The sequence below is a fragment of the Ralstonia chuxiongensis genome (genome assembly GCF_024158925.1).
Classification (GTDB): domain Bacteria; phylum Pseudomonadota; class Gammaproteobacteria; order Burkholderiales; family Burkholderiaceae; genus Ralstonia; species Ralstonia chuxiongensis.
In genome coordinates this window covers 332757-358488 of record NZ_JAMYWC010000002.1, presented here as the reverse complement: position 1 = coordinate 358488, position 25732 = coordinate 332757, and the positions used below count along the sequence as shown (strand labels likewise).

Below are 25732 nucleotides of genomic sequence, written 5' to 3'. Positions count from 1 at the left end.
CGCACGCTTGTTCGTGTCAGATGCGGGGCGAGAACCACTTCGTCGCGACTGATCCGGCTTAGGCCCGATGCTCTCGGTGCCCGATGTTCCGGTGACACCCTAGACCTGAACAACATAGCGCACGGCAGTCTGCGTGGGCGATTTCTCTGACTGAATCGACACCAGGCCGCGGCGGTAGCCCTAGGCCCGGCGCGTGCGGCAATGTCCGCACCACCCATTAACAAGAGAGTGCATCATGAAGCGTACCTATCAACCTTCCGTTACCCGTCGCAAGCGCACCCACGGTTTCCGTGTCCGCATGAAGACCCGCGGTGGCCGTGCCGTGCTGAACGCACGCCGCGCCAAGGGTCGTAAGCGCCTGGCCATCTAAAGACGGCCGCGCCGAGGGTGGCGGCTCATAGCCGTTACCTGTGGCTTTGCGGCACGCTGGCGATGGGCCTGCACGCCTACCCCAAGGCCGCGAGGCTGACAAAAACGGATGAGTTTTCATCCGTTTTTGCTTTGCGGCCTGTCCGGCGTAGTCGTCACTTCGTGCTGTATGTGCGCGCCAACGGCGCCCCCCAAGCGCGCCTGGGCGTGGTAATCGGCAAGAAATTCGCCAAGCGCGCTGTCGAGCGCAACCTCATCAAACGGCAGTGCCGCGAGTTGTTCCGCCTGCGGCAGCCTTTGCTGGGCGGGCGTGACGTGCTGATCCGTCTGCAGGCCAAGTTTCCGCGCCAGGACGTGCCCACCGTGGCCGCCTTCAAGCGCATCTGCCGCGAAGAGCTGGTGCATCTCTTTGAGATTGCCACGCGCCCGCTGCCGGCGCCCCCTGCCGCCGCACCCTCCCAGCCCACCGCTGGGAGCACGCCATGACGCGCGTGCTGCTGTTTCTGCTGCGCATCTACAAAGTGGCATTCAGCCCGTTTGTGGGCGCGCAATGCCGTTTCCTCCCGACCTGTTCTGACTACGCGCGCGACGCCGTGCTCACTCACGGGCCGGGTTACGGCAGTTATCTTGCGGCAAAACGTCTATGCCGCTGCCATCCGTTCGCACAAGGCGGGTATGATCCTGTGCCGCCCGCCGCTGGCGACGCTGTGCCCCGCTCCAACGATCCCGCATCGACCGACGCGACCGCAGCTGACTCCCAGCCTGCGCGGCCGTCGATTCACCTTCCCAGACCGTAATCCGACATGGATATCAAACGCACCATTCTCTGGGTGATCTTCTCGCTGGCGGTTGTCCTGCTGTTCGACAACTGGCAACGCGCGAATGGCCACCAGTCGATGTTCTTCCCGACGCCGCAAACGGCCACGACCACGGCCGCCGCGCCGGGCAGCGCGCCAGCAGGCGACGTGCCGAACAGCGCCTCCACGACGGCGGCCGCCGGCTCCCAAGCCGCCCCGGCCACGGGCGCCGCTTCGCAGGCACCGGCTTCGGAAAAGATCGTCATCTCGACCGACCTGCTGCGCGCCACCATCGACACCGACGGCGCCATCGTCACCAAGCTCGAACTGCTTGATCAGAAGGACCACGACGGCAACCCGATGGTGCTGTTCGACCGCAGCATCGAGCGTACCTATCTGGCGCGCTCGGGCTTGATCGGCGGCGACTTCCCGAACCACACGACGGTGTTCACGGCATCGGCCGGCCCGCGTGACCTCGGCACGGGCAACGATGTGTCGATCACGCTGACGGCCGACAAGGGCGGCGCCAAGCTGGCCAAGACGTATGTCTTCAAGCGCGGCAGCTACGTGATCGACACGCGTTTCGACGTGACCAACGACGGCACAGCGCCGATCAACCCGACGCTGTACCTGGAACTGGCCCGTGACGGCGGCGCTGTGGAGCAATCGCGCTTCTACAGCACGTTCACCGGCCCGGCCGTGTACACCGACGGCGACAAGTTCCACAAGATCACCTTTGCCGACATCGACAAGGGCAAGGCGCACGTGCCGGCCCCGACCGACAGCGGCTGGGTGGCGATGGTGCAGCATTACTTTGCATCGGCGTGGATTCCTGCGGACAACGTCAAGCGCGAGTACTACGTCAACCGCGTCGACACCAACTTCTACCGCATCGGACTCCAGGAGCCGCTGGGCACGGTCGCGCCGGGCGCCAGTGTGTCGGCCACGGCACGCCTGTTTGCCGGCCCGCAGCAAGCACGCATGCTTGAGGCCATCACCCCGGGCCTGGATCTGGTGAAGGACTATGGCTGGCTGACCATCGTGGCCAAGCCGCTGTTCTGGCTGCTCGAGAAGATCCACGCGATGCTGGGCAACTGGGGCTGGTCGATCGTCGCGCTCACGGTGCTGATCAAGCTGGTGTTCTTCCCGCTGTCGGCCACGAGCTACCGCTCGATGGCCAAGATGAAGGACCTGCAGCCGCGCATGACGGCCATCCGCGAGCGCCACAAGGGCGATCCACAGAAGATGAACCAGGAGATGATGACGCTGTACCGCACCGAGAAGGTCAATCCGCTCGGCGGCTGCCTGCCGATCGTGATCCAGATTCCGGTGTTCATGGCGTTGTACTGGGCGCTGCTGTCGTCGGTTGAAATGCGCGGCGCGCCTTGGATCGGCTGGGTGCACGATCTGTCCACGCCTGATCCGTTCTACATCCTGCCGGTGCTGATGGCCGTGTCGATGTTCGTGCAGACCAGGCTGAACCCGACCCCACCGGACCCGGTGCAGGCCAAGGTCATGATGTTCATGCCGATCGCGTTCTCGGTGATGTTCTTCTTCTTCCCGGCCGGCCTGGTGCTGTACTGGGTGGTGAACAACTGCCTGTCGATCGCGCAGCAATGGTCGATCAACCGCATGCTGGGTACCAACAAGAAGGCGGCACCCGCCAAGTAAGGCGAATGCGCTTCAGTAAAAAGGGCACCTCCGGGTGCCCTTTTTTTACGCCTGTCTGAAACGCTTCAAGCGCTTCAAACGGGAGCGTGGCAGACGGCCTCGATGTTGTGGCCATCCGGGTCGCGCACGAAAGCGCCGTAGTAGTTCGGGTGATAGTGCGCACGCACGCCGGGGGTGCCATTGTCAGTGCCGCCTGCGGCCATTGCCGCAGCGTAGAACGCCTCCACCTCGGCACGCGTGTCAACGCGGAAGGCCACGTGCAGCGGCGGCTTGTTCGGCCCCTCCCTGCCCAGCCATCGCCGCAGAAATCCAGAACTCCGCCTTGCCGGGTGGGCCAAAGCCCGCCACATCGGTGTGGCCGGTGACGGCCGCTGGAAACTCCAGCACCTTGGCCAAGCCAATAGCGCCGAGCGCCTGTTCGTAGAATCGCTTGCTGGCCTCGAAGTCGCTGACGACGACGCCGGTGTGATCGATCATCCGAATCTCCTGGGTTGGAAACTGGCGCGCAACTGCGCGGCTGCCGCACAATACCGCCCATGACCGCTGCTGACCACCCCACCGCCTTGCCGAACGCTTCCGCCGCGCCGCGCGCCCCCATCCTCACGATCCCCATCGCGGCGATTGCCACCGCGCCCGGGCGGGGGGGCATTGGCGTGGTGCGCGTGTCGGGGCCTGACGTACGCACCGTCATGCAAGCCGTGTGCGGACGCCTGCTGACGCCGCGCCAGGCAACCTACCTGCCCTTCCTCGACGCCGACGGTAACGCCATCGACCGCGGCATCGCGCTGTGGTTTCCCGCGCCGCATTCGTACACGGGCGAAGACGTGCTGGAGCTGCAGGGCCACGGCGGCCCCGTCGTGATGCAACTGCTGCTGCAGCGTTGCCTGGCCGCCGGTCGCGAGATCGGCCTGCGCGTGGCGGAGCCCGGCGAGTTCACGCGCCGGGCCTTTCTCAACGACAAGATGGATCTGGCGCAGGCCGAGGCCGTCGCCGACCTGATCGAGGCCAGCACCGAAGCTGCCGCACGTTCGGCGGCACGTTCGCTCGATGGCGCGTTTTCGCAGGCGGTACATGCGCTGGTCGAGCGCGTGATCCATCTGCGCATGCTGGTGGAGGCAACGCTGGATTTTCCTGAGGAGGAGATCGACTTCCTGGAAGCCTCCGACGCACGCGGCCAGCTCGCCGGCATCCGCGCGGCCGTCGATGGCGTGCTGGCGCAGGCGCGCCAGGGCGCGCTGCTGCGCGAAGGCCTGCATGTGGTGCTGGCGGGGCAGCCGAACGTGGGCAAGTCATCGCTGCTCAATGCGCTGGCCGGCGCGGAGCTGGCCATCGTCACGCCCATCGCCGGCACCACGCGCGACAAGGTGCAGCAGACCATCCAGATCGAAGGCATCCCGCTGAACATCGTCGACACGGCAGGCCTGCGTGACACGGAAGACGAAGTCGAGCGCATCGGTATCGAGCGCACCTGGGCCGCCATCGCCCGCGCCGATGTCGTCCTGCATCTGCTGGACGCAGCGGACTATCGCGCCAACGGCCTCTCGCCCGAAGACGCCGCCATCGACGCCCGCATCGCCGAGCACGTGCCCGCCGGCGTGCCGACCCTGCGCGTCGTCAACAAGATCGACCTCTCGGGCGTGGCCGTACCGGGCCGCGTGGATTCAGAGACGCCCGAGGTATGGCTCTCGGCGCGCGAGGGCCTGGGCGTTGAATTGCTGCGCGCGGCGTTACTGGAGATTGCCGGCTGGCAGGGCGGCGGTGAGGGGCTTTACCTTGCGCGCGAGCGTCATCTAGCGGCGCTGCGCACGGCCCGCGAACATCTGGTCACGGCCGCAGAGCACGCAGATCAGCAAGCGCAGTCGCTGGACTTGTTTGCCGAAGAACTGCGGCTTGCGCAGGAGGCGCTGAACAGCATCACGGGGGCGTTTTCGAGTGATGATTTGCTGGGGGTTATTTTTAGTCGGTTTTGCATCGGCAAGTGAGCGCCATGTCCGCCTACCCCGTCTCCATCAAGGGCGTCCTGCACGCGCCCACCGGCGAGATCGTCCTGCTGATCAATGAGCGCGAAGAATGGGAGCTGCCCGGCGGCCGTATTGAACTCGGCGAATCCCCTGCAGAATGTCTGGCACGTGAGATTGCCGAAGAGCTGAACCTGCAGGTGGAGGTGCGCGCTCCGATCGACACGTATCTGTTCGAAGTCGTGCCGGGCAAGCATGTGTTCGTTGCCACGTATGCGCGCGCGCTGGTGGGCCCGTTTGAACCCATCGTCAGTCATGAGCACAAGCGCCTTGGGCTGTTTGCGCCTGATACGTTGCCGGTGAATTTGCCGAAGGGCTATCGGGCATCGATTGCGGCGACGCTGGAGGCGTCGGTTTAGCCCGATGCGTGTGCTCTTCATCTGCAGCCGCAATCGGCTGCGCAGCCCGACGGCGGAAGTGGTCTTCGCCAGGTGGCCAAACGTCGAGACAGATTCGGCGGGCTTGGCTCCCGACGCAGACGTGCAGCTCGACGCCGATCAGCTCGACTGGGCTGAGGTGATTTTCGTCATGGAACGCAGCCACCAGCGGCGCCTGTCGCAGCAGTTTGGTCCGCGGTTACGCGGCAAGCGCGTGGTGTGTCTGCATATTCCCGACGACTACGTGTTCATGCAGCCCGAACTCGTCGCCTTGCTGGAGAAACGGGTCGGTCCGTATCTGCGCAGTTGATTGGCAAGTAAACCGCTCAGTCCCGCCCCCAACGCCAGCGCGGCGGCTCGCCCTTCCACCAGCAAACCAGCACCAGCAGCGCTGTCACGCCCAGCACGTACAACGCAAAGCTCGACTGCGTTCGCCCTGGGTGCAACCCGACGATGCCCGCCGCCAGCAGTACGGCATAGATGGTGAGCACCACCCAGCCCTGCCAACGCGAAGGCAAGCCCCATCCCCAGCCGTAGCGCTTGGCCGGAAACCAGTACTCGTTGGAATTGGTAGGCATCGTTGTCTGAGAGCGCGCGTGCAAAGGACGCACGCCACTGTACTCTCACGCAGAATCGGCGCAACAAACGCCAACAGCCAGCCGGTCAATTACCGCTGGCGGAAGTCGTTTGAAACAGGAAGGGCACGCGCTGAGCGCACCGAAGCGGCGGACAATGGCGCACAGGCCATCAACCGCATCTTGCTAGCTTCTGTATCGGGGAGTGGAGCGTTGGTTGAGTCCGGAAAGGCTTCCGGTGCGCGCAAGGCGCTACAAACCAAGCTCGGCGGAACGGAGGTCAATTGACTTCACACCGCCAGCGGCAGCACCCGATTGGTGCTATCGAAACAATCGCGCGATCTTAGTAGAGCTTCTTCGGCAGCATTTGCGAGCGCAGGCGTTTACGCGTACGCGACACGGCAGCAGCCTTCTTGCGCTTGCGCTCGGTCGTCGGCTTTTCGTAAGCGGTGCGGGCGCGCAGTTCCTTGATCAGGCCAGTGCGCTCGATTTCACGGCGGAAGCGGCGCAGCGCAACTTCGACCGGCTCGTTTTCTTTCAGACGGATGGTGGTCATCGGGTCCCTTGCTCAATATTCGGGTGGACGGCGAAACAGCGGATTATATACCGCCCAGAGGGCGTGCAGTGTAGTTGAATCTGTTTACCGATGCAAGGCACTTCCGATTGTGGCGGAAAGGCCATTTCCTGCCGCAATTTTGTGCAGATGCGTGGCCTCGATACTACGCCATGGGCCGGCCAACCACCGGAATGCGCGCGGAAAAGGAACGCCGCTTGCTCAGGGCGAGCATCTCTCCTGATCTCTATCGTGGAACGCGTTCCCAAGTCTGCGCCTGCGTTGTTTGCCACGAGCGCACCGCCCGCTGCCGAAGCGCTGCCCGAACGGCTGCGCTATGTGGACGACACGCGCCCGGGCTACACCCGGCGCCGGCTGCGCGGCCGCTTCGTCTATTTCGATACGCGCGGCGAGCGCATCCGCGATCCCGCCGTCATTGCGCGCATCAACAAACTGGCAATTCCGCCAGCCTATACCGACGTATGGATCTGCCCGCACGCAGGCGGCCATCTACAAGCGACAGGTCGCGACGCACGCGGGCGCAAACAGTATCGCTATCACGCCGACTGGCGCGTCTTTCGTGATGCCGACAAATACGGGCGGCTGCTGTCCTTCGGGGCAGCGCTGCCACGCGTGCGTGAGGCGATCACCGCCCACTTGGCGGCGCCCGGCCTGTCGCGCGAGAAGATGCTGGCGACGGTGGTCTTTCTGCTGGACGTGACGCTCGTGCGTGTAGGCAACGTTGCGTATGCACGCGACAACCGCTCCTATGGGCTCACGACGCTGCGCAATCGCCACGTGGAGGTGCACGGCAACACGGTGCGCTTTCAGTTTCGCGGTAAGAGTGGCGTGGAGCACGACGTGTCGGTATCGGACCCGCGCCTGGCTCGCATCATTCGGCGCTGCGTCGATCTCCCGGGGCAGGAGTTGTTCCAGTACATCGACGAAGCGGGTGAACGCCGCGTGGTTGATTCCACAGATGTGAATACATACTTACAAGCGATTACCGGCGCGGATTTCACGGCAAAGGACTACCGCACCTGGGCCGGCAGCGTGCTCGCGCTGGATCTGCTGCGCGGGCACACGTCGGCGAACGTTACCGAGGCGCGCCGGCAGGTGGTGGAAGCTGTTGCTGCCGTGGCCCAACGCCTGGGGAACACGCCGGCCGTCTGCCGCAAGTGCTATGTGCATCCGGCCGTGGTGGACGCGTTCCTCGCAGGCGAGCTGGAAGCACTGCCCCCGACCCGCGCACGCAAGGGCCTGCGACGCGAAGAAGTGGCTCTGCTTCGATTTCTTGAACACACCGCCGGCGCAAAGGCAAAGGGCACAGGCGAAAAAAAGCCCGCCTGAACAAGGCGGGCTTTCGAGCGAACTGACGCGAACTTACTTCGATTGCTGCGGCGTCATGTCCGGCGTGGCGGGCGCAACGCCCGGCGCAGCCGTCGGCTGAGCCTGCTGTGCGGCCACGGTGGTGCTGTGTTCCTGCAGACCGCCGCCCAGCGCCGTGTACAGATCAATGGCGTTGGTCAGGCGAGCCAGGCGCGTCTGCACCAGCGTCTGGTCGGCGCTGAACAGATCGCGCTGCGCGTCGAGCACATCGAGGAAGCTCGACACGCCGTTGCGATAGCGCTGGTCAGACAGCGTCAGGCGATCAGCCGTGGCATCGCGGAAGCGCTTCTGCGCTGCCACCTGCTCTTCCAGCGTGCCGCGCGCCACGAGGGCGTCGGACACCTCGCGGAACGCGGTCTGGATCGTCTTCTCGTAGTTGGCAACCGCGATCTTCTGGTTGGTCTTGGTCAAGTCCAGGTTGAAGATGTTGGTGCCCCAGTTGAAGATCGGCAGCGTCAGGTTCGGCACGAACGACCACAGCCCCGTTCCGCTCTTGAAAAGATCATGCAGCGCGCCGCTTGCCGTCCCCACGTTGGACGTCAGCCCGATGCTCGGAAAGAACGCCGCACGCGCCACGCCAATGTTGGCGTTGGCGGCAATCAGCTTCTGCTCGGCCTGACGAATATCGGGGCGCTGCTCCAGCAGCTCGGACGGCACACCCGGAGGAATGTCAGCGACGATCTTTTCCGACGACACCGTGGTCGGCGCAGGCAGGTCGGCCGGCAACGGGGCCCCGACCAGCAGCACCAGGGCGTTGGTCGCCTGCGCGTACTGACGCGTGAGCTGAGCCACCGACACGCGGGCCGATTCCACCAGCGTCTCTGTCTGGCGCAGGTCCAGCGCTGACGAAGCGCCCACGTCAAACCGCTGCTTGGCGAGCTTGTAGTAATCCTCGCGGCCCTTCAGGGTCTGCTGCGCCAGGTCTAGCTGCTCGGCATAGGCGCGCTCGTTCAGGTAGGCCTTAGCCACCTGCGAGATCAGGCTGATTTGCGCGGCGCGCCGCCCCTCGTCCGTCGCCAGATAGCTCGCACGCGCAGACGACGTCACGTCGCCCACGCTGAACAGGTTCACCTGGTAGTTGCTGATGCCCACGCCAAGCTGGTACTGCTTGGTGTAGATGTCGCCGCCGGTTGTCGAGATCGACGGCGGCGTATGGCTGCGCGTGTACGTGGCAGACGCATTGACCGGCGGCAGCAGGTCGGCGATCTGCAGGCGGTACTGCGCACGCGCCGCCTCGACGTTGAGCATGGCCACGCGCAGGTCGCGGTTGTTCTCAAGCGCAAGGCCAATCAGCTTTTGCAAGCGCGCATCGGGGAAGAACTCGCGCCAGCCCAGTTCGGTCGCGCGGGGCGCGTTCTCGCCGGGCTTGGCGGAGTCTGCCGGCACGGCATAGCCAGCCGGTGCCTGCGGATAGGCGCTCGTTACCGGAGCATCCGGGCGCTCATACGTCGGCGCCAGCGAGCAGCCGGACAGCACGCCCGCAGCCAGCAGGAGCGCCGGTAGCAGCGCAGGGGTTCGAAAGGTCATCGTTTTCTGCATATTCAGATTTCCTCGTCCAGCGGACGGTGCGCAGCATCCAGGCGGCGTTGACGCTCGCTGCCCTTGAAGATGCGGCGGACCACCACGAAGAACACGGGCACCAGCACCACGGCCAGCACCGTCGCGGTGATCATCCCGCCCATCACGCCGGTACCGATGGCGCGTTGGCTGGCAGAGCTGGCGCCGGTGGCAATCGCCAGCGGCAGCACGCCCAGGATGAAGGCGAACGACGTCATGATGATCGGGCGGAACCGCAGGTGCACGGCTTCCAGCGTCGCGTCGATCAGGCTCTTGCCTTGCGCCTGCAAGTCCTTCGCAAACTCGATGATCAGAATTGCGTTCTTGGCGGACAAGCCCACCACGGCAATCAGGCCGACCTTGAAGTACACGTCATCGGGCATCGCGCGCAGGGTCACGCCCAGCAGTGCGCCGAGCACGCCCAGCGGCACCACCAGAATCACCGCCGCCGGGATCGACCAGCTTTCATACAGCGCCGCCAGCACCAGGAACACCGCCAGCAGCGACAGCGCATACAGCGCCGGCGCCTGCGAGCCCGAGGCCTTTTCCTGCAGCGACTGGCCCGTCCACTCGTAGCCGATACCAGCCGGCAGCTTGGCGGCCAGACGTTCCATCTCGGCCATGGCGTCGCCCGAGCTGGCACCCGGCGCGGCTGCACCCGAAAGGCGAACAGCCGGATAGCCGTTGTAGCGCACGAGCTGCACCGGGCCGACGATCCAATGGCCCTTGGCGAACGTCGACATCGGCACCATGTTGCCCTGCGCGTTGCGCACGTACAGGTTCATGATGTCTTCGGGCTGCATGCGGTTGATCTTGTCCGCTTGCACGATCACACGCTGCTGACGACCGTAGTTCGGGAAGTCGTTGGCGTACGCCGAACCCAGCGCCGTCGACAGCACAGCGTTGATGTCGGTGAACGACACACCCAGCGCATTGGCCTTCTCGCGATCGATATCCACTTGGTACTGCGGCGAATCTTCCAGACCTTCCGGGCGCATGCCAGTAATGATCTTGCTTTTCGCCGCCATCCCCATCAGTTGATTGCGAGCTGCAATCAGGGCGTCATGCCCCAGGCCAGCACGATCTTGCAGACGGAAGGTAAAGCCAGTGGCGTTGCCCAGTTCCGGAATCGGCGGCGGGTTCAGCGGGAACACGATCGCATCGCGAATACCACCGAACAGCGCACCAAAGGCACGGCCAGCCACGGCATCAGCGGTTTGATCCTTGCCCTTACGTTCGCTCCAGTCCTTGAACGGGGTGAATACGATACCGGCGTTCGGCCCGTTGCCCGAGAAGCTGAAACCCTGCACGGCCACGATGTTCTCGACCGCCTTTTCATGCTTGTAGTAGTTCTCGACCTGCTTGATCACTTCCAGCGTGCGGTTGGCCGATGCACCCGGCGGCAACTGAATGTTGGTCACGATGTAGCCCTGGTCTTCGGTCGGCAGGAACGAAGACGGCAGACGCAGGAACAGGAACACCACCGCAACGATCAGCGCAACGTAGATGACCATGTAGCGGAAGGTCTTCTTGAGCATGCGCTCCACGAAGCTTTGGTAGCGGTTCGTGGTGGTACTGAACATGCGGTTGAACCAGCCGAAGAAGCCCTTCTTCTCGTGGTGCGAACCCTTCTCGATCGGCTTGAGCAGCGTCGAGCACAGTGCCGGCGTGAGCGTCAGCGCCATGAGTGCCGAGAAGAAGATCGACGACACCATCGACAACGAGAACTGGCGATAGATCGCGCCCACCGAGCCCGAGAAGAACGCCATCGGGATGAACACGGCCATCAGCACCAGCGTAATACCGATGATGGCGCCCGTGATCTGGCCCATGGCCTTGCGAGTGGCTTCGCGCGGCGGCAGGCCTTCTTCGGCCATGATCCGCTCGACGTTTTCAACCACCACGATCGCATCGTCAACAAGGATACCGATCGCCAGCACGAGGCCGAACATCGTTAGCACGTTGATCGAGAAACCCATCGCGTTCATGGTGGCGAACGCGCCCAAGAGCGAGATCGGCACCACGATCGACGGCACCAGCGTGTAGCGGATGTTCTGCAGGAACAGCAGCATCACCAGGAACACCAGCGCCATGGCTTCGAACAGCGTCTTGACCACTTCCTCGATCGAGATCTGGACGAACTTGGAGGTGTCGTACGGCACCTTGTATTCCACGCCCGCCGGGAAGTACTTCGAGAGTTCTTCCAACTTGGCCTTCACGGCCTTGGCCGTACCCAGCGCGTTACCCGTGGGCGAGAGCTGCACACCAATGGCCGAAATCGGCTGGCCGTTGATGCGCGCAGACGTCGAGTAGGTCTGGCCACCCAATTCAAGGCGTGCAACGTCCTTCACGCGCACCAGCGAGCCATCAGGCTTGGACACCAGCACGATGTTGCCGAACTGCTCGGTGGTCGTGAGCTGGCCTTCCACCACGACCGTTGCCGCGAGCGGCTGATCGGAGACAGACGGCAGATCGCCGATCGTGCCTGCCGAGACCAGCGCGTTCTGGGCGCGGATGGCGTTGTAGACGTCCGTGGGCGTCAGCTTGTAGCCGACCAGCTTGGCCGGATCGACCCAGACGCGCATGGCGCGTTCCGTACCGAACAGGATGGCCTGGCCCACACCCGGCACGCGCTTGATTTCATTCAGCACGTTGCGCGAGATGTAATCACCCAGTGCGACCGGGTCCATCTTGCCGTCGGTGGATGCCAGCGTGGCAAACAGCAGGAAGTTCGAGCGGGCCTTGTCGACCTGCACACCCTGCTGCGTCACAGCAGACGGCAACCGCGCTTCCACGCGCTTCAAGCGGTTCTGCACGTCCACCTGCGCCAGCGCCGGATCGGTACCGGCCTTGAACGTCACGGTAATCTGCGCCTGGCCGTTACCGCCCTGGCTGACCGACTCCATATAGAGCAGGCCGTCCGCGCCGTTCATTTCCTGCTCGATGATGCTGGTGACGGATTCGTCCAGCGTCTTCGCGTTTGCGCCCGGGTACGTGGCCGTAATGATGACGGACGGCGGCGCGATGGTCGGGTACTGCGAGATCGGCAGCTGGGTGATCGAGATCGCCCCAGCAAGGATGATGAACAGCGCGAGCACCCAGGCAAAGACCGGGCGATCGATAAAAAACTTTGCCATGCGATGGCTCCTTGTTTACTGCTTGGCTGCCGGTGCGCTGGCAGCGGGAGTGCTTGCAGCAGGGGCGCTGGCCGCCGGTGCGGGTGCAGCGCCGCCACCCTGGCCGCCCTGACCTTGCGGGCCCTTGCCCTGGCCTGCCGCCATCGGCTGCCACGGCACAGCCTTGACCGGTGCTCCAGGATGGACCTTCTGCAGACCGTCGACGATCACCTTGTCGCCTGCCTTCAGGCCGCTGGAAACGATCCATTCCGTACCGGTTGAGCGATCGGCCTGGACTTGGCGCACAGCTGCCATGCCCTTTTCGTCGACCACCATGACCGAGGCGCCGTCCGGGCTACGCGTCACCGCTTGTTGCGGCACCGTGATCGCCTGCTCGTCCACGGCCTGCTCCAGGCGGGCACGCACGTACATGCCCGGCAGCAGCGTGCGGTCGGCGTTCGGAACAATCGCGCGCAGCGTGATCGTGCCCGTGGCCGGGTCCACCGTCAGGTCGGAGAAATACAGCTTGCCCGGTTGGGCATAGGCGCGGCCGTCTTCCGTCACGAGCGTGACCTTGGCGGCGTCACCACCGGCCTTGGCCAGCTTGCCGTCCTTAAGCGCTTGCTGCAGACGCAGCACTTCGGTGCTCGACTGGGTGAAGGTCAGATAGATCGGGTCGATTTGTTGCACGGTCGTCAGCAGCGTCGCCTCGCCCTGGCCCACCAGTGCGCCTTCGGTGACCTGCGCCAGCCCGGCACGGCCGGAAATGGGCGAGGTCACGCTGGCGTAGCCGACGTTCAGCTTGGCGGTTTCCACGGCAGCGCGGGCGGCGGCCACGTCAGCGGTGGCTTGCTTGGCGGCGGCGGTGGCGTCGTCGTAGTCCTGCTTGCTGATGGCGTTCGTGGCAACCAGCGGTTTGTAGCGCTCAGCCTTCAGTTGCGCCTGCGTTTGCGTGGCTTCTGAACGCGCCAGCTGCGCCTTGGCGCTGTCGAGCGACGCCTTGTACTGCGCCGGATCGATTTGGAACAACTGCTGGCCGGCCTTCACGTCACTGCCTTCAGCGTAGGTGCGCTTGAGTACGATGCCCGCGACCCGTGCTCGCACCTGTGCCACACGCGTGGCCTCCAAGCGGCCCGGCAACTCGCTGGTCAGACCAACGGAGTGCGGCTGCACGGTCACAACACCGACTTCGGTCGGAGGCATGCCGGCGCCGCCCGGCCCTTGTGCCTGCTTGTTGCCGCAGGCTGCAAGTGCCACCACCATGAATGCGGCGGCAGCGAGTTGGTGATAACGGCGGGTGTTCGTCATAGATGACCCCATGTGGCGATAAGCGGAATGCCGGGTGCCGCCACGCCGCGCAAACGAGTGCGACGCCGGCAAACCGTCAGCGAAACCAAAAAAACACAAAACGAAAACGTCCGATGCTAGCTGCATCTCGCGGCATGCGATATGGCCTTTGCGACGAACTCGCAACAACTCGGACCAGAATGCTAAGACGCGGGAGCGATCGGCAGTCGATCTCCGACCTGGCCACCGACAGACGCAAAGTCGGCCCCAGACCACGTGCCCGGGATGGATGTGGCGCATACGGCCATGGGCAAGCGACGGAGTGCGCGCTATTATAGATACGTTCGCGTATGTATGTAAGTCACGCCATTGAACAATAGGGACTCCGTTGACACCTTTCCGGAGTTCGTAGCAATGACGTCGATCAAACGAACATGCAGGAGATAGCGCGCTGCGACAAGCATTGTCAGCCAACAAGCCCGCTGCCGCGTTGTGCGAAGCGCAATGGTGCGTTGCCGGAAATTGTGCATTGCACAAAAGCCAATCGAAAGAACGCCGTTTGAGGTGACACGGCGTTCCTCTGGAAGATCATGGTTAGACGAACGAAGGAAGAAGCACTGGAAACACGTAACCGCATCCTGGATGCGGCGGAAGACGTGTTCTATGCGCGCGGCGTGGCACGCACATCGTTATCGGATATCGCGCAAGCCGCGGGCGTGACGCGCGGCGCCATCTACTGGCACTTCCGCAACAAGACCGACGTATTTGCCGCCATGTGCGAGCGCGTGAAACTGCCCATGGAGACCATGTGCACCCCGCTCGGGGTGGAAGCCGATGATCCGCTGGGCGAATTGCGCACGGTGGGCAACTTCCTGCTGCGGCAACTCGTGGAAGATGCGCACTGGCGCAAGGTCTTCGAGATCATGTTCAACAAGTGCGAGTTCGTGGAGGACACGAGCCCCATCCTCAAGCGCCAACAAGAATCGTTTGAAGAAGGCATGACCCACCTGACGAGCATCATCGAGCAGGCGACGCGACGCGGGCAGTTGCCGGCCGACCTCGACATCCCGCTGGCCGTGGCGCATTTCCATGCCACCTTCAACGGCATCATGGGCGATTACCTTTTCTACCCGGACGCCTCCAGCCTCGCCACCAAGCGCGAGCGCCTGCTGGATGCGTGCATTGACACCCTCAAATACGCGCCGTCGCTGCGGCTGGAGCCGGCGCCGCCCACTGCGGCCCACGCCGGGGCCTCGGCATGAACATGCCCGAGTTCGACCAGATGGTCTTTGCCGGCGGCGGCAACCGATGCTGGTGGCAGGCTGGATGGTGGGACGTCGTGCAGCCTGAACTGGGCTTGGCGCCACGCGTGATTGCCGGCATCTCGGCCGGCGCATCGACGGCGTGCATGCTGCATGCATGGAATTCAGCCGAGCTGATGGATTACTACGGCGAAGCCCTGCGCCAGAACACCCGCAACGCCCATTGGGGCAACCTGCTGCGCGGCGAGCGCGTGTTTCCGCATTACGGCATGTACCGCACGGCGCTGCTGACGGTGTTCGGCGAGGGCCGCTTCGGGCGGCTGGCGCAGGCGCCCGAGATCCGCATCGGCGTGGCGCATATCCCGCGCTGGCTGGGCGCACGGTCGGCGGTGGCGGCGGGGCTGATTGCCTACAACATCGAAAAGCACGTCCGCAAGACGCTGCACCCGACGCTGGGCAAACGCCTGGGCTTCACGCCGGAAATCGTGCGCGCACAGGATTGCGCCACACCTGAGGAACTTGCAGATCTTCTGCTGCAATCGGCCTCCACCCCGCCGTTCACGCCGGTGCTGCGGCGCGCGGGGCGGCCGGTGCTCGATGGCGGCATGGTCGACAACGTGCCCGTTCACGCGCTGGACGCCACGCCCGGCGACGCGCTGGTGCTGGTCACGCGCCTGTACCCGCGGCCAACGTATTTCCGCATGGATGTGCCCGTGGCCGGCGGCGTGCAGCGCCGCTTTTACGTGCAGCCTTCCCGCAAGGTTCCCATTTCAAGCTGGGATTACACCCGCCCGGGCGCCATGCGCGACGCCTATGCGCTCGGCCGTCATGACGGCGAAACCTTCCTGCGCGAACTTCCACGCGGGTTTGCCACGGCGATGGCTGCGTAGCCACCTCCTCTAAAACAGGCGGCGGGCGCGCCGCTTGCTGCACACGGCACGCCCGCCGGCGTGCCACCAAGGTCGTCCGGCCGATGCTTCTTCGACGGACACCTCATGCCCGCAAACCCTGCACATGCGTTTGACCTGATCGTAATCGGCGCCGGTTCGGCCGGGCTCGCGGCTGCGCGCCGGTCTGCGCAACTGGGGGCGCGAACGCTGCTGATCGACCGCGCGCAAGTGGGCGGCACCTGCGTCAACCGCGGATGCGTGCCCAAGAAACTGCTCGGCTACGGCGCCGCTTGGTCGCAGACGATGGTTCGGTGTTTGCGCGCCGCGCATGCCGCGGATGCCTGGGCCGACGCCATCGCCCGCACGCGTGCCGAAGTCGCGCGGCTGCACGAAGCGCATTTCGCCCACTTGGCCGAGGCGGGCGTGCAATGGCTGAGCGGCGCCGCATCCCTGCGCGGCCGCGGCATCGTGCGGCTGCAAACCGATACCGGCAAGACTACGCTGCGCGCGCGCCAAATCGTGCTGGCTGCCGGCGCCCGCCCCACGCCGCTTCCCACACCCGGCGCGGACCTGGCTTGCACCTCCGACGACGTATTCGGCTGGGACACGCTGCCCGCATCGCTCATCATCGTGGGCGGCGGCGTCATCGCGGTGGAAATGGCGTCCACGCTGGCGCGCTTCGGCGTGCGGGTGACCGTGCTGACGCGCGATGCGCGCGTGCTGCCTGAATTTGATGCCACGGTGGCCGAGGCCGCCGCGCAGTCGCTGGCCGGCTGCGGCGTCGAGCTGATCCCGAACGCCGATGTTGTCCGCGTCGAACGCGATGCCGTGAATGGCGGCGGCGTGGCCGTCTACGCGAGCATCGACGGCAGCGACGTTCCCCGCGCGCTACGCGCCCAGCGAGTGTTAAGCGCCATCGGCCGAACGCCGAACATCGCGGGCCTTGGCCTGGACGCGGCCGGAGTCACGCTCGATACGCACGGACGCATTGCGGTCGACCGCCATTTCCGCACGCGCGCACGCGGCGTGCATGCCGTGGGCGACATCTGCGGCGCCAGCCGTCTGCAATTGACGCCCGTGGCCGCCGCGCAAGGCCGCTACGTGGCCGAACGCTTATTCGGCAAAGGCGCCAAGCTGCCCGACATGGACACCGTGCCAATGGCTGTGTTTTGCGATCCGGCCATCGCAAGCGTGGGCCTGACCGAAGCCGAGGCGCGCACGCGCTGGCCCGAACTGGGCAAACGCGGGCCGGACACCGACAAACGCGCCTTGGCAGATCGCATCGACGTGGTGGTCCGCCGCTTCGTCTCGCTGGAGCAGCGTTTTGCGGGCTCGGGCATGGAATCGCTGATCAAGCTGGTGTGCAATGCGCGCAGCGGACGCGTGCTGGGCGCTCACATCGTCGACAACGCCGCGCCGGAGATCATCCAGGCGCTGGCGGTGGCCGTGCGCATGGGCGTCCGGCTCAAGCACCTGCATACGACCGTCGGCCTGCACCCAACGGTGGCAGAGGAATTGCTGAGCATGTAAGCGCACTCGTTCAATTTTCCTGATCCCGGTCTGCAAATCCATGCACGTTACTGGTGCTGGGTCGGCGCAGAATAGGAAATATATTCTTCAGGAAATTTGACATGCTCCCCGTGCTTTATCTGTCCCATGGGTCGCCCATGCTGGCGGCCGATCCGGGCCCTGTCGGCAAGATGCTGGCGGCGCTCGGGCAAGAAATGGCCGCCCTCAAGCCGCGCGCCATCGTTGTGGTTTCGCCGCATTGGATGACTCGCCGGCCGACCGTCACCGCCCGCGCCCAGCAGGAAGCGTGGCACGACTTCGGCGGTTTCCCGCCGCAACTGTACGCCCTGGAATACGCGCCGCCGGGGGCGCCAGACTTGGCCGAGCGCATCCGTGCGCTGATCGACGGCAACATCGTCCCCGGGCTGGAGGAACAGGCCTCCACCGTGCTGGACCCGCGCCAGCCGCTGGACCACGGCGCCTGGATGCCCCTGATGCTGATGTTTCCCGAGGCGAAGATTCCCGTGGTGCAGGTGTCGTTGATGCCGGGCCTGTCACCGGCTTGCCAGATGGCAATGGGGCGCACGCTCGCGCCGCTGCGCGACGAAGGCGTGCTGATCGTCGGTTCCGGCAGCTTCACGCACAACTTGCGCGCGCTGATGCGCGGCCCCGGCATGGCGCAGCATGGCGTGCCGGCCGAGCCTTGGGTGACGGCGTTCCGTGAGTGGATGATCGAGTCAATGACCGAGGGCATCCGCAGCGGTGATTTCACCCAGTTCTGCGATTACCGCGCGCAAGCCCCGAACGCCGCCCACGCCCACCCGACCGACGAACACCTCATGCCGCTGTACGTGGCACTGGGCGCCGCGATGGGCCAGCCGGGCCAAGCCACGCCGGGCGGCGTGCAGGCTCAGCACGTGGTCGATACGGTGACGTACGGGGCACTGGCGATGGACAGCTTCCGGTTTGACGGCGCCGGCGCCAACCAACCGCAGCTGCGTGCCGCGGCTTGATTGACGAAAAACGGCGGACAGAACGCCGGCGTTAGGCGCGGATCAGCGCTGGCGCCAGCGCCGTCGGATTGACCACGCTGTCGACGTTACCCTGCAGGACATCGAGGATGTTCTGGAACGCGATGCTGAAGTACAGCTCGTAACCTTCGCGTTCGACGTAGCCGATGTGCGGCGTGCAGATGCAGTTCTCCATGCGCAGCAGGGTGTGGCCCTGCAGGATGGGTTCCGTTTCAAACACGTCGATGGCAGCCATGCCCGGACGCCCGCGATTGAGCGACGTCACCAAGCCGTTTTCTTCCACCAATTCAGCGCGACTCGTGTTGACGAAGAGGGCGGTCGGCTTCATTCGCGTGAGGTCGGCCACCGTCACGATGCCGCGCGTTTCGTCGTTCAGCCGCAGGTGGACGGACAGCACGTCGGACTGCTCGAACAGCGCATCCTTCGATTCCGCTACGGCAAAGCCATCGGCGCGTGCGCGTTCCTGTGAGCCCTCGCGCCCCCACACCAGCACATTCATGCCGAAGGCGCGGCCGTAGCCAGCCACGAGCTGACCGATCTTGCCGTAGCCGAAGATTCCCAGCGTCTGGCCCTTCAGGACGCGGCCAATGCCAAAGTTGGGCGGCATCGTGGTGGATTTCAGCCCCGACTGTTGCCACGCGCCGTGCTTCAGGCTCGCAACGTATTGCGGAATGCGACGCTGAGCAGCCATCACCAGCGCCCAGGTCAGTTCAGCCGGCGCCACCGGCGAGCCCTTGCCCTCCAGCACCACAACGCCCTTGTCGGTACAGGCATCCAGATCAATATGGCTGCCCGAATCGCGCGACACCCGGCCAGTCTGGCTGATGATCTTGAGTTTGGGCAGGCGGTCGAGCAGCTGACGCGTTATGCGTGTGCGCTCCCGGATCAGCACGATGGCTTCAACGTCCGCCACGCGTGCGGCCAATTGCCCCACACCCTTGACGGTATTGTTGAACACTTTGACTTCGTGGTCCTGCATCAGGCTGAAGCAATCCAGCTTGCGAACAGCGTCTTGGTAGTCGTCCAGTACGGCAATCTTCATCGACATCTCACTTCGAACAATGGTGCGCAGCAAAAAACAGCGATCCCTCGCGGTGGTATTCTTCCCATCCCTCGTCGCACGACAATCTGTGTCGACGTTTGGAATTGCCCGCCGCGGGCACGCAATTTGCGCTGCCCCGCTGGTGACGAGTCCTTGTTCTATGGTCTGTTGACCTCGGTCCCGCCACTTTAGCGCACGCGGCCCCCGCTGCCCGGAAAAACCCACGTTCCGCCAGCGCACCGCTTTGTAACTGAATGTGAAACCAGCACGGCTACCGTCCCTCCGCCTGCCTCACCTCCCCCTCTGGAAATCGCTGATCCGGCCTGCTCATGATGCGCCGTCGATCGCTTTCCAACCCGCCGCTGGGCGTGGCCACCGTGCTGATCCGCCACCGATTTCTTTCTCACTTTCATTGGAGTTTTGGTCATGAATCAACCCGTGATGCAGGGCGTGCCTGCATTGAACGTGCCCGATTACGTGAAACATCCGCGCCTCGTCGCGTGGGTGGGCGAGGTGGCAGCACTCACCAAGCCGGAGCGCATTGTTTGGTGCGATGGTTCGCAAGAGGAATACGACCGCCTGTGCGCCGAAATGGTGGCCGCCGGCACGATGAAGCAGCTCAACCCGGCCAAGCGCAAGAACTCTTACCTGGCACTGTCGGACCCTTCGGACGTGGCGCGCGTGGAAGACCGCACCTTCATCTGCTCGCAGAAGAAGGAAGATGCCGGCCCCACCAACAACTGGACGGCCCCGGCCGAGATGCGCCAGACGCTGAACGGCCTGTTTGACGGCAGCATGCGCGGCCGCACGCTGTACGTCGTGCCGTTCTCGATGGGCCCGCTGGGCTCGCCGATCGCGCACATCGGCGTGGAGCTGTCGGACAGCCCGTACGTGGCCGTCAACATGCGCATCATGACCCGCATGGGTCGCGCGGTGTACGACGTGCTTGGCACCGACGGCGATTTCGTGCCGTGCGTGCACACCGTCGGCAAGCCGCTCGCCGCCGGCGAGAAGGACGTGCCGTGGCCGTGCAACCCGACCAAGTACATCGTGCATTTCCCGGAAACGCGCGAAATCTGGTCGTTCGGCTCGGGCTACGGCGGCAACGCGCTGCTGGGCAAGAAATGCTTCGCCCTGCGGATCGCCTCGACCATGGGCCGCGACCAGGGCTGGCTGGCCGAGCACATGCTGATCCTGGGCGTGACCTCGCCGGAAGGCAAGACGTATCACGTGGCGGCGGCTTTCCCGTCTGCCTGCGGCAAGACCAACTTTGCGATGCTGATTCCGCCCGCAGGGCTGAACGGCTGGAAGGTGACGACCATCGGCGACGACATCGCCTGGATCAAGCCCCGCAAGGACGCCGCCGGCAAGACCCGCCTGTACGCCATCAACCCGGAAGCCGGCTACTTTGGCGTGGCCCCGGGCACCAGCGAGAAGACCAACTTCAACGCGATGGCCACGCTCAAAGAGAACGTCATCTTCACCAACGTTGCGCTCACGGACGACGGCGATGTGTGGTGGGAAGGCATGACCGACACGCCGCCCGCCCACCTGATCGACTGGCAAGGCCAGGACTGGACACCCGAGACCGCCAAGGAAACCGGCCGCAAGGCAGCGCATCCGAACGCGCGTTTCACCGCGCCGGCAGCACAATGCCCCTCGATTGATCCGGAATGGGACAACCCGGCAGGCGTACCCATTGATGCGTTCATCTTCGGCGGGCGCCGCTCGACCACGGTGCCGCTCGTGACCGAAGCGCGCGACTGGACCGAAGGCGTTTACATGGCTGCCACGATGGGCTCGGAAACCACTGCCGCCGCTGCAGGCCAGCAAGGCGTGGTGCGCCGCGACCCATTCGCCATGCTGCCGTTCTGCGGCTACAACATGGCCGACTACTTTGCGCACTGGCTGAACCTGGGCGAGAAGCTGGCCGAAAGTGGCGCCACGCTGCCGAAGATCTTCTGCGTGAACTGGTTCCGCAAGGACGAGAACGGCAAGTTCGTCTGGCCGGGCTTTGGCGAAAACATGCGGGTGCTCAAGTGGATGATCGATCGCATCGAAGGCCGAGCACAGGGCGATGAGCACGTCTTTGGTGTGTCGCCGCGCTACGAAGAGTTGAGCTGGGACGGGCTGGACTTCACGGCCGAGCAGTTCGCCAAGGTGATCTCGCTGGACGCGGACGCCTGGACGCAGGAACTGGCCCTGCACGACGAATTGTTCACGAAACTGGCACACGGTCTGCCGCAAGCGCTGCCCGATGCTAAGACCCGCCTGGAAGAACGCCTGCAGGGCTAACGCCCGCCACCGCCTCGACACCAGGACAAGAAGCCCGCCTCGCGCGGGCTTTTTTGTGTCTGCCCGAAGAAGGTTGCTCAAACAACGAGCAGTAATCCTAAAGTTTTAAATCGCGCGAATTACCCCTGCCAACAAAACAGATCAATTGATTTTTAGGAAATCGAATTGCTTTGTAAAAAATACCGGTCCACACATGGGATTGGTGATTATGCCGGCGCGAGCATAATCGTCATGCATTTATGCCAAGCTTGAATCATTACACGCATGGTATCGGCCAAGAACGTTGCCTGGCATAGCTTTATGAAGAATGCATGTCAACCGCGCCACCCCAATGCGTGTCGAATTGAATGAATTTCCAAATTTTAAAATTCCTGCGTGACGAATCCCTACGGGATTCTTATAATCCGGCAAAACGGAATCCCTTTTCTCTGAGCCAGAAGGGGGGTTCATGACTAGAGGAAACGGGAGAGGGCTAACAAGCCTTATGCCAACGGAGGTGGGGGATCCCTACTTCACCGGCGCTCGGGGGGGCGCCGGCTCGGATTGCGCGCACGCAACGCCGCAAACTGTGCAAACGATTGCATGGTTCGGCACGCTGCGGCAGGCACCGAGGGGCTTGCAGACCTTTCTCAGGACCACCCTGGACACCACACCCAGGAGGCTCCGCTGGCGATCGTCGACGGGAATAGCAACATGACGATCCGCACAAGGCCGACGGCCGGACAACAGCGCCCGCAAGAAATGACATGCGAGCACACGCGCAATTGCCCGCATGGCACTCATAACAACGCGCACCGCAGACAGCAGAGCGCAGCCGCGAGGCTGCTCGCCGGAGTGTGTCGGCTGGTTAGACGGGAGGTATCACAAAGTGGGTATTCAGATCTTGCTGGTCGAACAAGACCAGGCAGAGGGGGAGCGTCTGTCGTTTTCCCTGCGTGATGGTGGACACGACGTTCAACGGGTCAGCCATCCGGGCCAGGCGCAGGCAGCCATCCTGGCCGCCATGCCTGAGTTGCTCCTGATGGAGTGGACATGGCCCGAGCGCGAGTCGATCGACATGCTGCTGGCGTTGCGCGCCAACATGCAGACGCGCGGCCTGCCGGTCATCGTGCTGTCCCGTCATGGCGATGCGCGTGCCAAGATTGCCGCGCTCGACGCCGGTGCCGACGACTACGTCGTCAAACCGTGCGACACGGGCGAGCTGCATGCCCGCATTCGCGCCGTACTGCGCCGCCGCGCGCCGCATCAGCACGGCGACGACATCCTGCAGGTCAACGGCCTGCGCCTCGATCCGCTCACGCTGGGCGTGACTGCGCAAACCGACACCGGCCCGCGCGCCATTCCGCTCAGTCCGCTGGAATTCCGCCTGCTGCACTTTCTCGTCGCGCATCCGCAACGCGTGCACTCGCGCACGCAACTGCTGGACCGCGTATGGGGCAACCATGTATTCGTAGGTGAGCGCACGGTGGATGTGCACGTGCGCAAGCTGCGCGTGGCGCTGGCCGGCACGCCCTGCGATGGCCTGATCCAGACCGTGCGCGGCGGCGGCTATCGCCTCGTGGTCGGCACCAGCGGCGCAACGGCCGCATATGCTGCCGACGCGATCGGCATGCAATTGGAAGCCGCAAGCCGCAAGGCTGAACTGCCGGCATACGGCCGCGTCCCCACGACGCGCTCGCTCGGCCCAGCTCAGTTGGGCGCCTAACGAGCCTGTCCGCCAGAGCAGACCGCCGCTTGCGCATTGCGCAGCGGCGGTTTTCTTTTGCGTCAGCGCATGGTCATGCGCGCCGTAACCTGGACAGATTGGCGCAGTTCCTTCTTGTGCTGCTGCGTCAGCGTTGGCCTTCGCGCCAGCGTTTGAGCCAGCCGAGCCCTTCGCTCGTACCGGCACGCGGCCGGTATTCACAGCCGACCCAGCCGTCATAGCCGAGCGCGTCCAGCAATGCAAAGAGGTGCGGATAGTTCAGCTCGCCTTCGTCCGGTTCGTGGCGATCGGGCACGCCGGCAATCTGCACGTGACCCACACCATCGACGTACTGCTTGAGCTTGACCGACAGATCGCCCTCCATGATCTGCGCGTGATACAGATCGAACTGCACCTTGACGTTGGTCGCGCCGACTTCCTTGCACACCGCATGTGCCTGCGCCTGGTGCGTGAGGAAAAAGCCCGGCATGTCGCGCGTGTTGATCGGTTCCAGCACGATGGTGACCGCCGCGCCGGCAGCCTCGCGCGCAGCGTAGGCGACGTTGCTCACGTAGGTGGCATGGTGGCGTGTGCGGTCTGCACCCGGGGGCAGCAGCCCGGCCATCACGTGCAGGCGCGTATTGCCCAGCACCTGCGCATACTCCAGCGCTGTCGCAATGCCGCGCTTGAATTCCTCTTCGCGACCGGGCAGCGAGGCGATGCCGCGCTCGCCGCCAGCCCAGTCGCCCGGCGGAGCATTGAACAGTGCTTGCGTGAGGCCAGCGTCGTCAAGACGGGCGCGGATATCCGCCTTGTCGAAGTCGTAGGGAAATAGGAACTCCACGCCCTCGAAGCCATCCTTTGCCGCAGCGGCAAAGCGGTCGAGGAACGCGTGCTCCTGGTACATCATGGACAGGTTGGCGGCAAAGCGCGGCATGGCAGACCTCTGAATACGATTGCTTATTTATTGACCAACTTCGACGGCGTGCGCAACACGGCAATGCAGCCGAGCACCAGCACGCCCGCCAACGCATACATGCCGGCGGATGTGCTGCCCGTCATGTCCTTGAGCGCACCGATCATATAGGGGCTCACAAAGCCGGCCAAGTTGCCGACCGAGTTGATGGCGGCAATGCCGGCAGCGGCAGCCGTGCCTTGCAGGAAGGCCGTCGGCAGGGACCAGAACAGCGGCGCGCACGTCAGCACACCCGCAGCGGCCAATGACAGGAACACGATCGACAGGGCCACGTTGTGCCCAGCCGTGGCGACCACAGCAAAACCGACTGCGCCCATCAGCGCCGGCACAACCAGGTGCCAGCGACGCTCGCGGCGTGCATCGGCGCTGCGACCGATCAGCACCATGGTGATCGCCGCACATACGTACGGGATGGCGGAGAGCACGCCCACCATGAAGGTGTCTTTCACACCGGCGTCCTTCACCAGCGTCGGCATCCAGAACGTCAGCCCGTACTGGCCCATGACGAAAGTGAAGTAGATCAGGCTCATCATCCACACGCGCGGATCGGAGAACACCTTGCCGATGCCGTGGTGCTCGATCTTGCCTTTGTTGTCTGCAGCAATGTTGGCTTCGAGAATCTGCTTCTCGTCTTCCGACAACCACTTGGCTTTGCGGATGCTGTCATCGAACTTCCACAGCACCAGCAAGCCGACCAGCACGGCAGGAATGGCTTCGATCACGAACATCCACTGCCAGCCCTGCCAGCCGCCGCCGACGCCCGTCCCGTGGAACGCGCTCATGATCCAGCCCGACAGCGGATTGCCGAAGATGCCCGAGATGGGGATGGCCGCCATGAACATCGCCACAATGCGCGCGCGGCGATGCGACGGATACCAGTACGTCAGATACAGGATGACGCCGGGGTAGAAGCCCGCTTCGGCCAAACCCAGCAGGAACCGCATCACGTAGAACTGGGTGGGCGTCTGCACGAATGCGAATGCGCCCGAAATCAAACCCCACGTGATCATGATCCGCGCGATCCAAATACGCGCGCCGATCTTGTTCATCAGCAGGTTGCTCGGCACCTCGAAGAGGAAGTAACCGATGAAGAAGATGCCGGCTCCCAGCCCGTAGACCGTCTCGGAAAAATTCAGCGCCTGCGACATCTGCAGCTTCGCAAAGCCGACGTTCACACGGTCGAGGTACGCGACCACGTAGCAGAGCATGATGAGCGGGACGATGCGGCGCGACACGCGCGCATAAACGCTGTCCTCTTTTGAAACGGCGTGCGAAGGCAACGCCGCCGTGGTGGCGGTCGAGGTGTTCATGTGGTCTCCGGTGTAGGTTTTATG

At 64.2% G+C, this 25732-nt stretch carries 22 protein-coding genes and 1 pseudogene; 14 read left to right on the top strand and 9 right to left on the bottom strand.

Translation table 11 applies throughout. The annotated features are described in order from the left end of the window. The first annotated feature begins 235 nt into the window (after nucleotides 1-235). From rpmH to yidC, 4 genes are all read left to right on the top strand, one after another. The gene (rpmH, locus tag NKG59_RS06310) at nucleotides 236-370 is read left to right on the top strand and encodes a 50S ribosomal protein L34 (protein ID WP_003262958.1); all 135 of its coding nucleotides are present in this window, start codon (nucleotides 236-238) and stop codon (nucleotides 368-370) included. Between the two features lie 62 nt (nucleotides 371-432). Next, the gene (gene rnpA / locus NKG59_RS06305; RefSeq protein ID WP_253536468.1) at nucleotides 433-855 is read left to right on the top strand and encodes a ribonuclease P protein component; all 423 of its coding nucleotides are present in this window, start codon (nucleotides 433-435) and stop codon (nucleotides 853-855) included. Next, nucleotides 852-1166: a membrane protein insertion efficiency factor YidD gene (gene yidD, locus NKG59_RS06300; RefSeq protein WP_253535926.1), complete on the top strand. Its 315-nt coding sequence runs from the start codon at nucleotides 852-854 to the stop codon at nucleotides 1164-1166. The genes rnpA and yidD overlap by 4 nt, the downstream gene beginning before the upstream one ends. A gap of 6 nt (nucleotides 1167-1172) precedes the next feature. After that, nucleotides 1173-2837, top strand: a complete 1665-nt coding sequence (gene yidC, locus NKG59_RS06295) for a membrane protein insertase YidC (RefSeq protein WP_253535925.1) — start codon at nucleotides 1173-1175, stop codon at nucleotides 2835-2837. A gap of 74 nt (nucleotides 2838-2911) precedes the next feature. On the opposite strand, the pseudogene NKG59_RS06290 reads toward yidC, so the two are convergent. Continuing rightward, nucleotides 2912-3314: pseudogene (locus NKG59_RS06290) on the bottom strand (VOC family protein). A gap of 59 nt (nucleotides 3315-3373) precedes the next feature. On the opposite strand from NKG59_RS06290, the gene mnmE reads away from it, so the two are divergent. The 3 genes from mnmE to NKG59_RS06270 are packed head-to-tail and all read left to right on the top strand — an operon-like array spanning nucleotide 3374 to nucleotide 5542. Next, on the top strand, nucleotides 3374-4819 hold the full coding sequence (mnmE, locus tag NKG59_RS06280) for a tRNA uridine-5-carboxymethylaminomethyl(34) synthesis GTPase MnmE (protein WP_253535922.1): 1446 nt from the start codon (nucleotides 3374-3376) through the stop codon (nucleotides 4817-4819). Between the two features lie 5 nt (nucleotides 4820-4824). Beyond that, nucleotides 4825-5214 (top strand): NUDIX hydrolase, encoded by a 390-nt coding sequence (locus NKG59_RS06275; protein WP_253535921.1) that lies wholly within the window; start codon nucleotides 4825-4827, stop codon nucleotides 5212-5214. A 4-nt stretch (nucleotides 5215-5218) separates the two neighbouring features. After that, entirely contained in the window at nucleotides 5219-5542 is a 324-nt protein-coding gene (locus NKG59_RS06270; protein WP_045205099.1) for a low molecular weight protein tyrosine phosphatase family protein, read from the top strand. A gap of 16 nt (nucleotides 5543-5558) precedes the next feature. Here NKG59_RS06270 and NKG59_RS06265 read toward each other — a convergent pair whose 3' ends face one another. Both NKG59_RS06265 and rpsU read right to left on the bottom strand, forming a co-directional pair. Beyond that, the gene (locus NKG59_RS06265; RefSeq protein WP_045205100.1) at nucleotides 5559-5810 is read right to left on the bottom strand and encodes a hypothetical protein; all 252 of its coding nucleotides are present in this window, start codon (nucleotides 5808-5810) and stop codon (nucleotides 5559-5561) included. A gap of 340 nt (nucleotides 5811-6150) precedes the next feature. Then, the gene (rpsU, locus tag NKG59_RS06260) at nucleotides 6151-6363 is read right to left on the bottom strand and encodes a 30S ribosomal protein S21 (RefSeq protein WP_003262970.1); all 213 of its coding nucleotides are present in this window, start codon (nucleotides 6361-6363) and stop codon (nucleotides 6151-6153) included. Nucleotides 6364-6612: 249 nt separating this feature from the next. Between rpsU and NKG59_RS06255 the strand changes: the two genes are divergently transcribed. Next, a complete protein-coding gene (locus NKG59_RS06255) occupies nucleotides 6613-7710 on the top strand; it encodes a DNA topoisomerase IB (protein ID WP_253535920.1) in 1098 nt (365 codons plus the stop codon). 33 nt (nucleotides 7711-7743) lie between these two features. Here the strand turns inward: NKG59_RS06255 and NKG59_RS06250 are convergent, their stop codons facing one another. Genes NKG59_RS06250 through NKG59_RS06240 form a run of 3 tightly spaced genes read right to left on the bottom strand, consistent with a single transcriptional unit; the run spans nucleotide 7744 to nucleotide 13730 of the window. Beyond that, a complete protein-coding gene (locus tag NKG59_RS06250) occupies nucleotides 7744-9288 on the bottom strand; it encodes an efflux transporter outer membrane subunit (RefSeq protein ID WP_253535919.1) in 1545 nt (514 codons plus the stop codon). A gap of 2 nt (nucleotides 9289-9290) precedes the next feature. Further along, the gene (locus NKG59_RS06245) at nucleotides 9291-12443 is read right to left on the bottom strand and encodes an efflux RND transporter permease subunit (protein ID WP_253535918.1); all 3153 of its coding nucleotides are present in this window, start codon (nucleotides 12441-12443) and stop codon (nucleotides 9291-9293) included. Nucleotides 12444-12458: 15 nt separating this feature from the next. After that, the gene (locus NKG59_RS06240; RefSeq protein WP_045205104.1) at nucleotides 12459-13730 is read right to left on the bottom strand and encodes an efflux RND transporter periplasmic adaptor subunit; all 1272 of its coding nucleotides are present in this window, start codon (nucleotides 13728-13730) and stop codon (nucleotides 12459-12461) included. 569 nt (nucleotides 13731-14299) lie between these two features. On the opposite strand from NKG59_RS06240, the gene NKG59_RS06235 reads away from it, so the two are divergent. The 4 genes from NKG59_RS06235 to NKG59_RS06220 all read left to right on the top strand — a co-directional run bounded on the left by NKG59_RS06235 (nucleotide 14300) and on the right by NKG59_RS06220 (nucleotide 18383). Next, nucleotides 14300-14971: a TetR family transcriptional regulator gene (locus NKG59_RS06235; RefSeq protein WP_045205105.1), complete on the top strand. Its 672-nt coding sequence runs from the start codon at nucleotides 14300-14302 to the stop codon at nucleotides 14969-14971. Next, nucleotides 14968-15861 carry a patatin-like phospholipase family protein gene (locus tag NKG59_RS06230; RefSeq protein WP_253535917.1) on the top strand — a complete coding sequence of 298 codons (894 nt, stop codon included), beginning with the start codon at nucleotides 14968-14970 and terminating at the stop codon, nucleotides 15859-15861. Before NKG59_RS06235 ends, NKG59_RS06230 begins: the two co-directional genes overlap by 4 nt. Before the next feature lie 105 nt (nucleotides 15862-15966). Next, on the top strand, nucleotides 15967-17391 hold the full coding sequence (locus NKG59_RS06225; protein ID WP_253535916.1) for a dihydrolipoyl dehydrogenase family protein: 1425 nt from the start codon (nucleotides 15967-15969) through the stop codon (nucleotides 17389-17391). Nucleotides 17392-17492: 101 nt separating this feature from the next. Further along, nucleotides 17493-18383, top strand: a complete 891-nt coding sequence (locus NKG59_RS06220; protein ID WP_253535915.1) for a DODA-type extradiol aromatic ring-opening family dioxygenase — start codon at nucleotides 17493-17495, stop codon at nucleotides 18381-18383. A gap of 31 nt (nucleotides 18384-18414) precedes the next feature. On the opposite strand, the gene NKG59_RS06215 is transcribed toward NKG59_RS06220, so the two are convergent. Continuing rightward, nucleotides 18415-19443, bottom strand: a complete 1029-nt coding sequence (locus tag NKG59_RS06215; protein ID WP_024977009.1) for a D-2-hydroxyacid dehydrogenase family protein — start codon at nucleotides 19441-19443, stop codon at nucleotides 18415-18417. A 426-nt stretch (nucleotides 19444-19869) separates the two neighbouring features. Here NKG59_RS06215 and NKG59_RS06210 point away from each other — a divergent pair, with 426 nt between their 5' ends. Next, nucleotides 19870-21738 carry a phosphoenolpyruvate carboxykinase (GTP) gene (locus NKG59_RS06210; protein ID WP_253535914.1) on the top strand — a complete coding sequence of 623 codons (1869 nt, stop codon included), beginning with the start codon at nucleotides 19870-19872 and terminating at the stop codon, nucleotides 21736-21738. Nucleotides 21739-22606: 868 nt separating this feature from the next. Next, a complete protein-coding gene (locus tag NKG59_RS06205) occupies nucleotides 22607-23443 on the top strand; it encodes a winged helix-turn-helix domain-containing protein (RefSeq protein ID WP_045205110.1) in 837 nt (278 codons plus the stop codon). A 127-nt stretch (nucleotides 23444-23570) separates the two neighbouring features. Here NKG59_RS06205 and otnI read toward each other — a convergent pair whose 3' ends face one another. Together otnI and NKG59_RS06195 are read right to left on the bottom strand one after the other, a co-directional pair. Then, nucleotides 23571-24359, bottom strand: a complete 789-nt coding sequence (gene otnI / locus NKG59_RS06200) for a 2-oxo-tetronate isomerase (RefSeq protein WP_253535913.1) — start codon at nucleotides 24357-24359, stop codon at nucleotides 23571-23573. A 23-nt stretch (nucleotides 24360-24382) separates the two neighbouring features. After that, the gene (locus NKG59_RS06195; RefSeq protein ID WP_253535912.1) at nucleotides 24383-25708 is read right to left on the bottom strand and encodes an MFS transporter; all 1326 of its coding nucleotides are present in this window, start codon (nucleotides 25706-25708) and stop codon (nucleotides 24383-24385) included. Nucleotides 25709-25732 lie beyond the last annotated feature (24 nt).

What these genes read in the sequence shown, in the direction of transcription:
- NKG59_RS06250 (WP_253535919.1), bottom strand. Translation starts at nt 9,288, where the DNA reads ATGCAGAAAACGATGACCTTTCGAACCCCTGCGCTGCTACCGGCGCTC.
- NKG59_RS06220 (WP_253535915.1), top strand. Translation starts at nt 17,493, where the DNA reads ATGCTCCCCGTGCTTTATCTGTCCCATGGGTCGCCCATGCTGGCGGCC.
- NKG59_RS06240 (WP_045205104.1), bottom strand. Translation starts at nt 13,730, where the DNA reads ATGACGAACACCCGCCGTTATCACCAACTCGCTGCCGCCGCATTCATG.
- NKG59_RS06230 (WP_253535917.1), top strand. Translation starts at nt 14,968, where the DNA reads ATGAACATGCCCGAGTTCGACCAGATGGTCTTTGCCGGCGGCGGCAAC.
- rnpA (WP_253536468.1), top strand. Translation starts at nt 433, where the DNA reads ATGGGCCTGCACGCCTACCCCAAGGCCGCGAGGCTGACAAAAACGGAT.
- NKG59_RS06195 (WP_253535912.1), bottom strand. Translation starts at nt 25,708, where the DNA reads ATGAACACCTCGACCGCCACCACGGCGGCGTTGCCTTCGCACGCCGTT.
- NKG59_RS06210 (WP_253535914.1), top strand. Translation starts at nt 19,870, where the DNA reads ATGAATCAACCCGTGATGCAGGGCGTGCCTGCATTGAACGTGCCCGAT.
- yidD (WP_253535926.1), top strand. Translation starts at nt 852, where the DNA reads ATGACGCGCGTGCTGCTGTTTCTGCTGCGCATCTACAAAGTGGCATTC.
- NKG59_RS06235 (WP_045205105.1), top strand. Translation starts at nt 14,300, where the DNA reads ATGGTTAGACGAACGAAGGAAGAAGCACTGGAAACACGTAACCGCATC.
- mnmE (WP_253535922.1), top strand. Translation starts at nt 3,374, where the DNA reads ATGACCGCTGCTGACCACCCCACCGCCTTGCCGAACGCTTCCGCCGCG.
- yidC (WP_253535925.1), top strand. Translation starts at nt 1,173, where the DNA reads ATGGATATCAAACGCACCATTCTCTGGGTGATCTTCTCGCTGGCGGTT.
- NKG59_RS06225 (WP_253535916.1), top strand. Translation starts at nt 15,967, where the DNA reads ATGCCCGCAAACCCTGCACATGCGTTTGACCTGATCGTAATCGGCGCC.
- NKG59_RS06265 (WP_045205100.1), bottom strand. Translation starts at nt 5,810, where the DNA reads ATGCCTACCAATTCCAACGAGTACTGGTTTCCGGCCAAGCGCTACGGC.
- NKG59_RS06245 (WP_253535918.1), bottom strand. Translation starts at nt 12,443, where the DNA reads ATGGCAAAGTTTTTTATCGATCGCCCGGTCTTTGCCTGGGTGCTCGCG.
- otnI (WP_253535913.1), bottom strand. Translation starts at nt 24,359, where the DNA reads ATGCCGCGCTTTGCCGCCAACCTGTCCATGATGTACCAGGAGCACGCG.
- NKG59_RS06275 (WP_253535921.1), top strand. Translation starts at nt 4,825, where the DNA reads ATGTCCGCCTACCCCGTCTCCATCAAGGGCGTCCTGCACGCGCCCACC.
- NKG59_RS06215 (WP_024977009.1), bottom strand. Translation starts at nt 19,443, where the DNA reads ATGAAGATTGCCGTACTGGACGACTACCAAGACGCTGTTCGCAAGCTG.
- rpmH (WP_003262958.1), top strand. Translation starts at nt 236, where the DNA reads ATGAAGCGTACCTATCAACCTTCCGTTACCCGTCGCAAGCGCACCCAC.
- NKG59_RS06270 (WP_045205099.1), top strand. Translation starts at nt 5,219, where the DNA reads ATGCGTGTGCTCTTCATCTGCAGCCGCAATCGGCTGCGCAGCCCGACG.
- rpsU (WP_003262970.1), bottom strand. Translation starts at nt 6,363, where the DNA reads ATGACCACCATCCGTCTGAAAGAAAACGAGCCGGTCGAAGTTGCGCTG.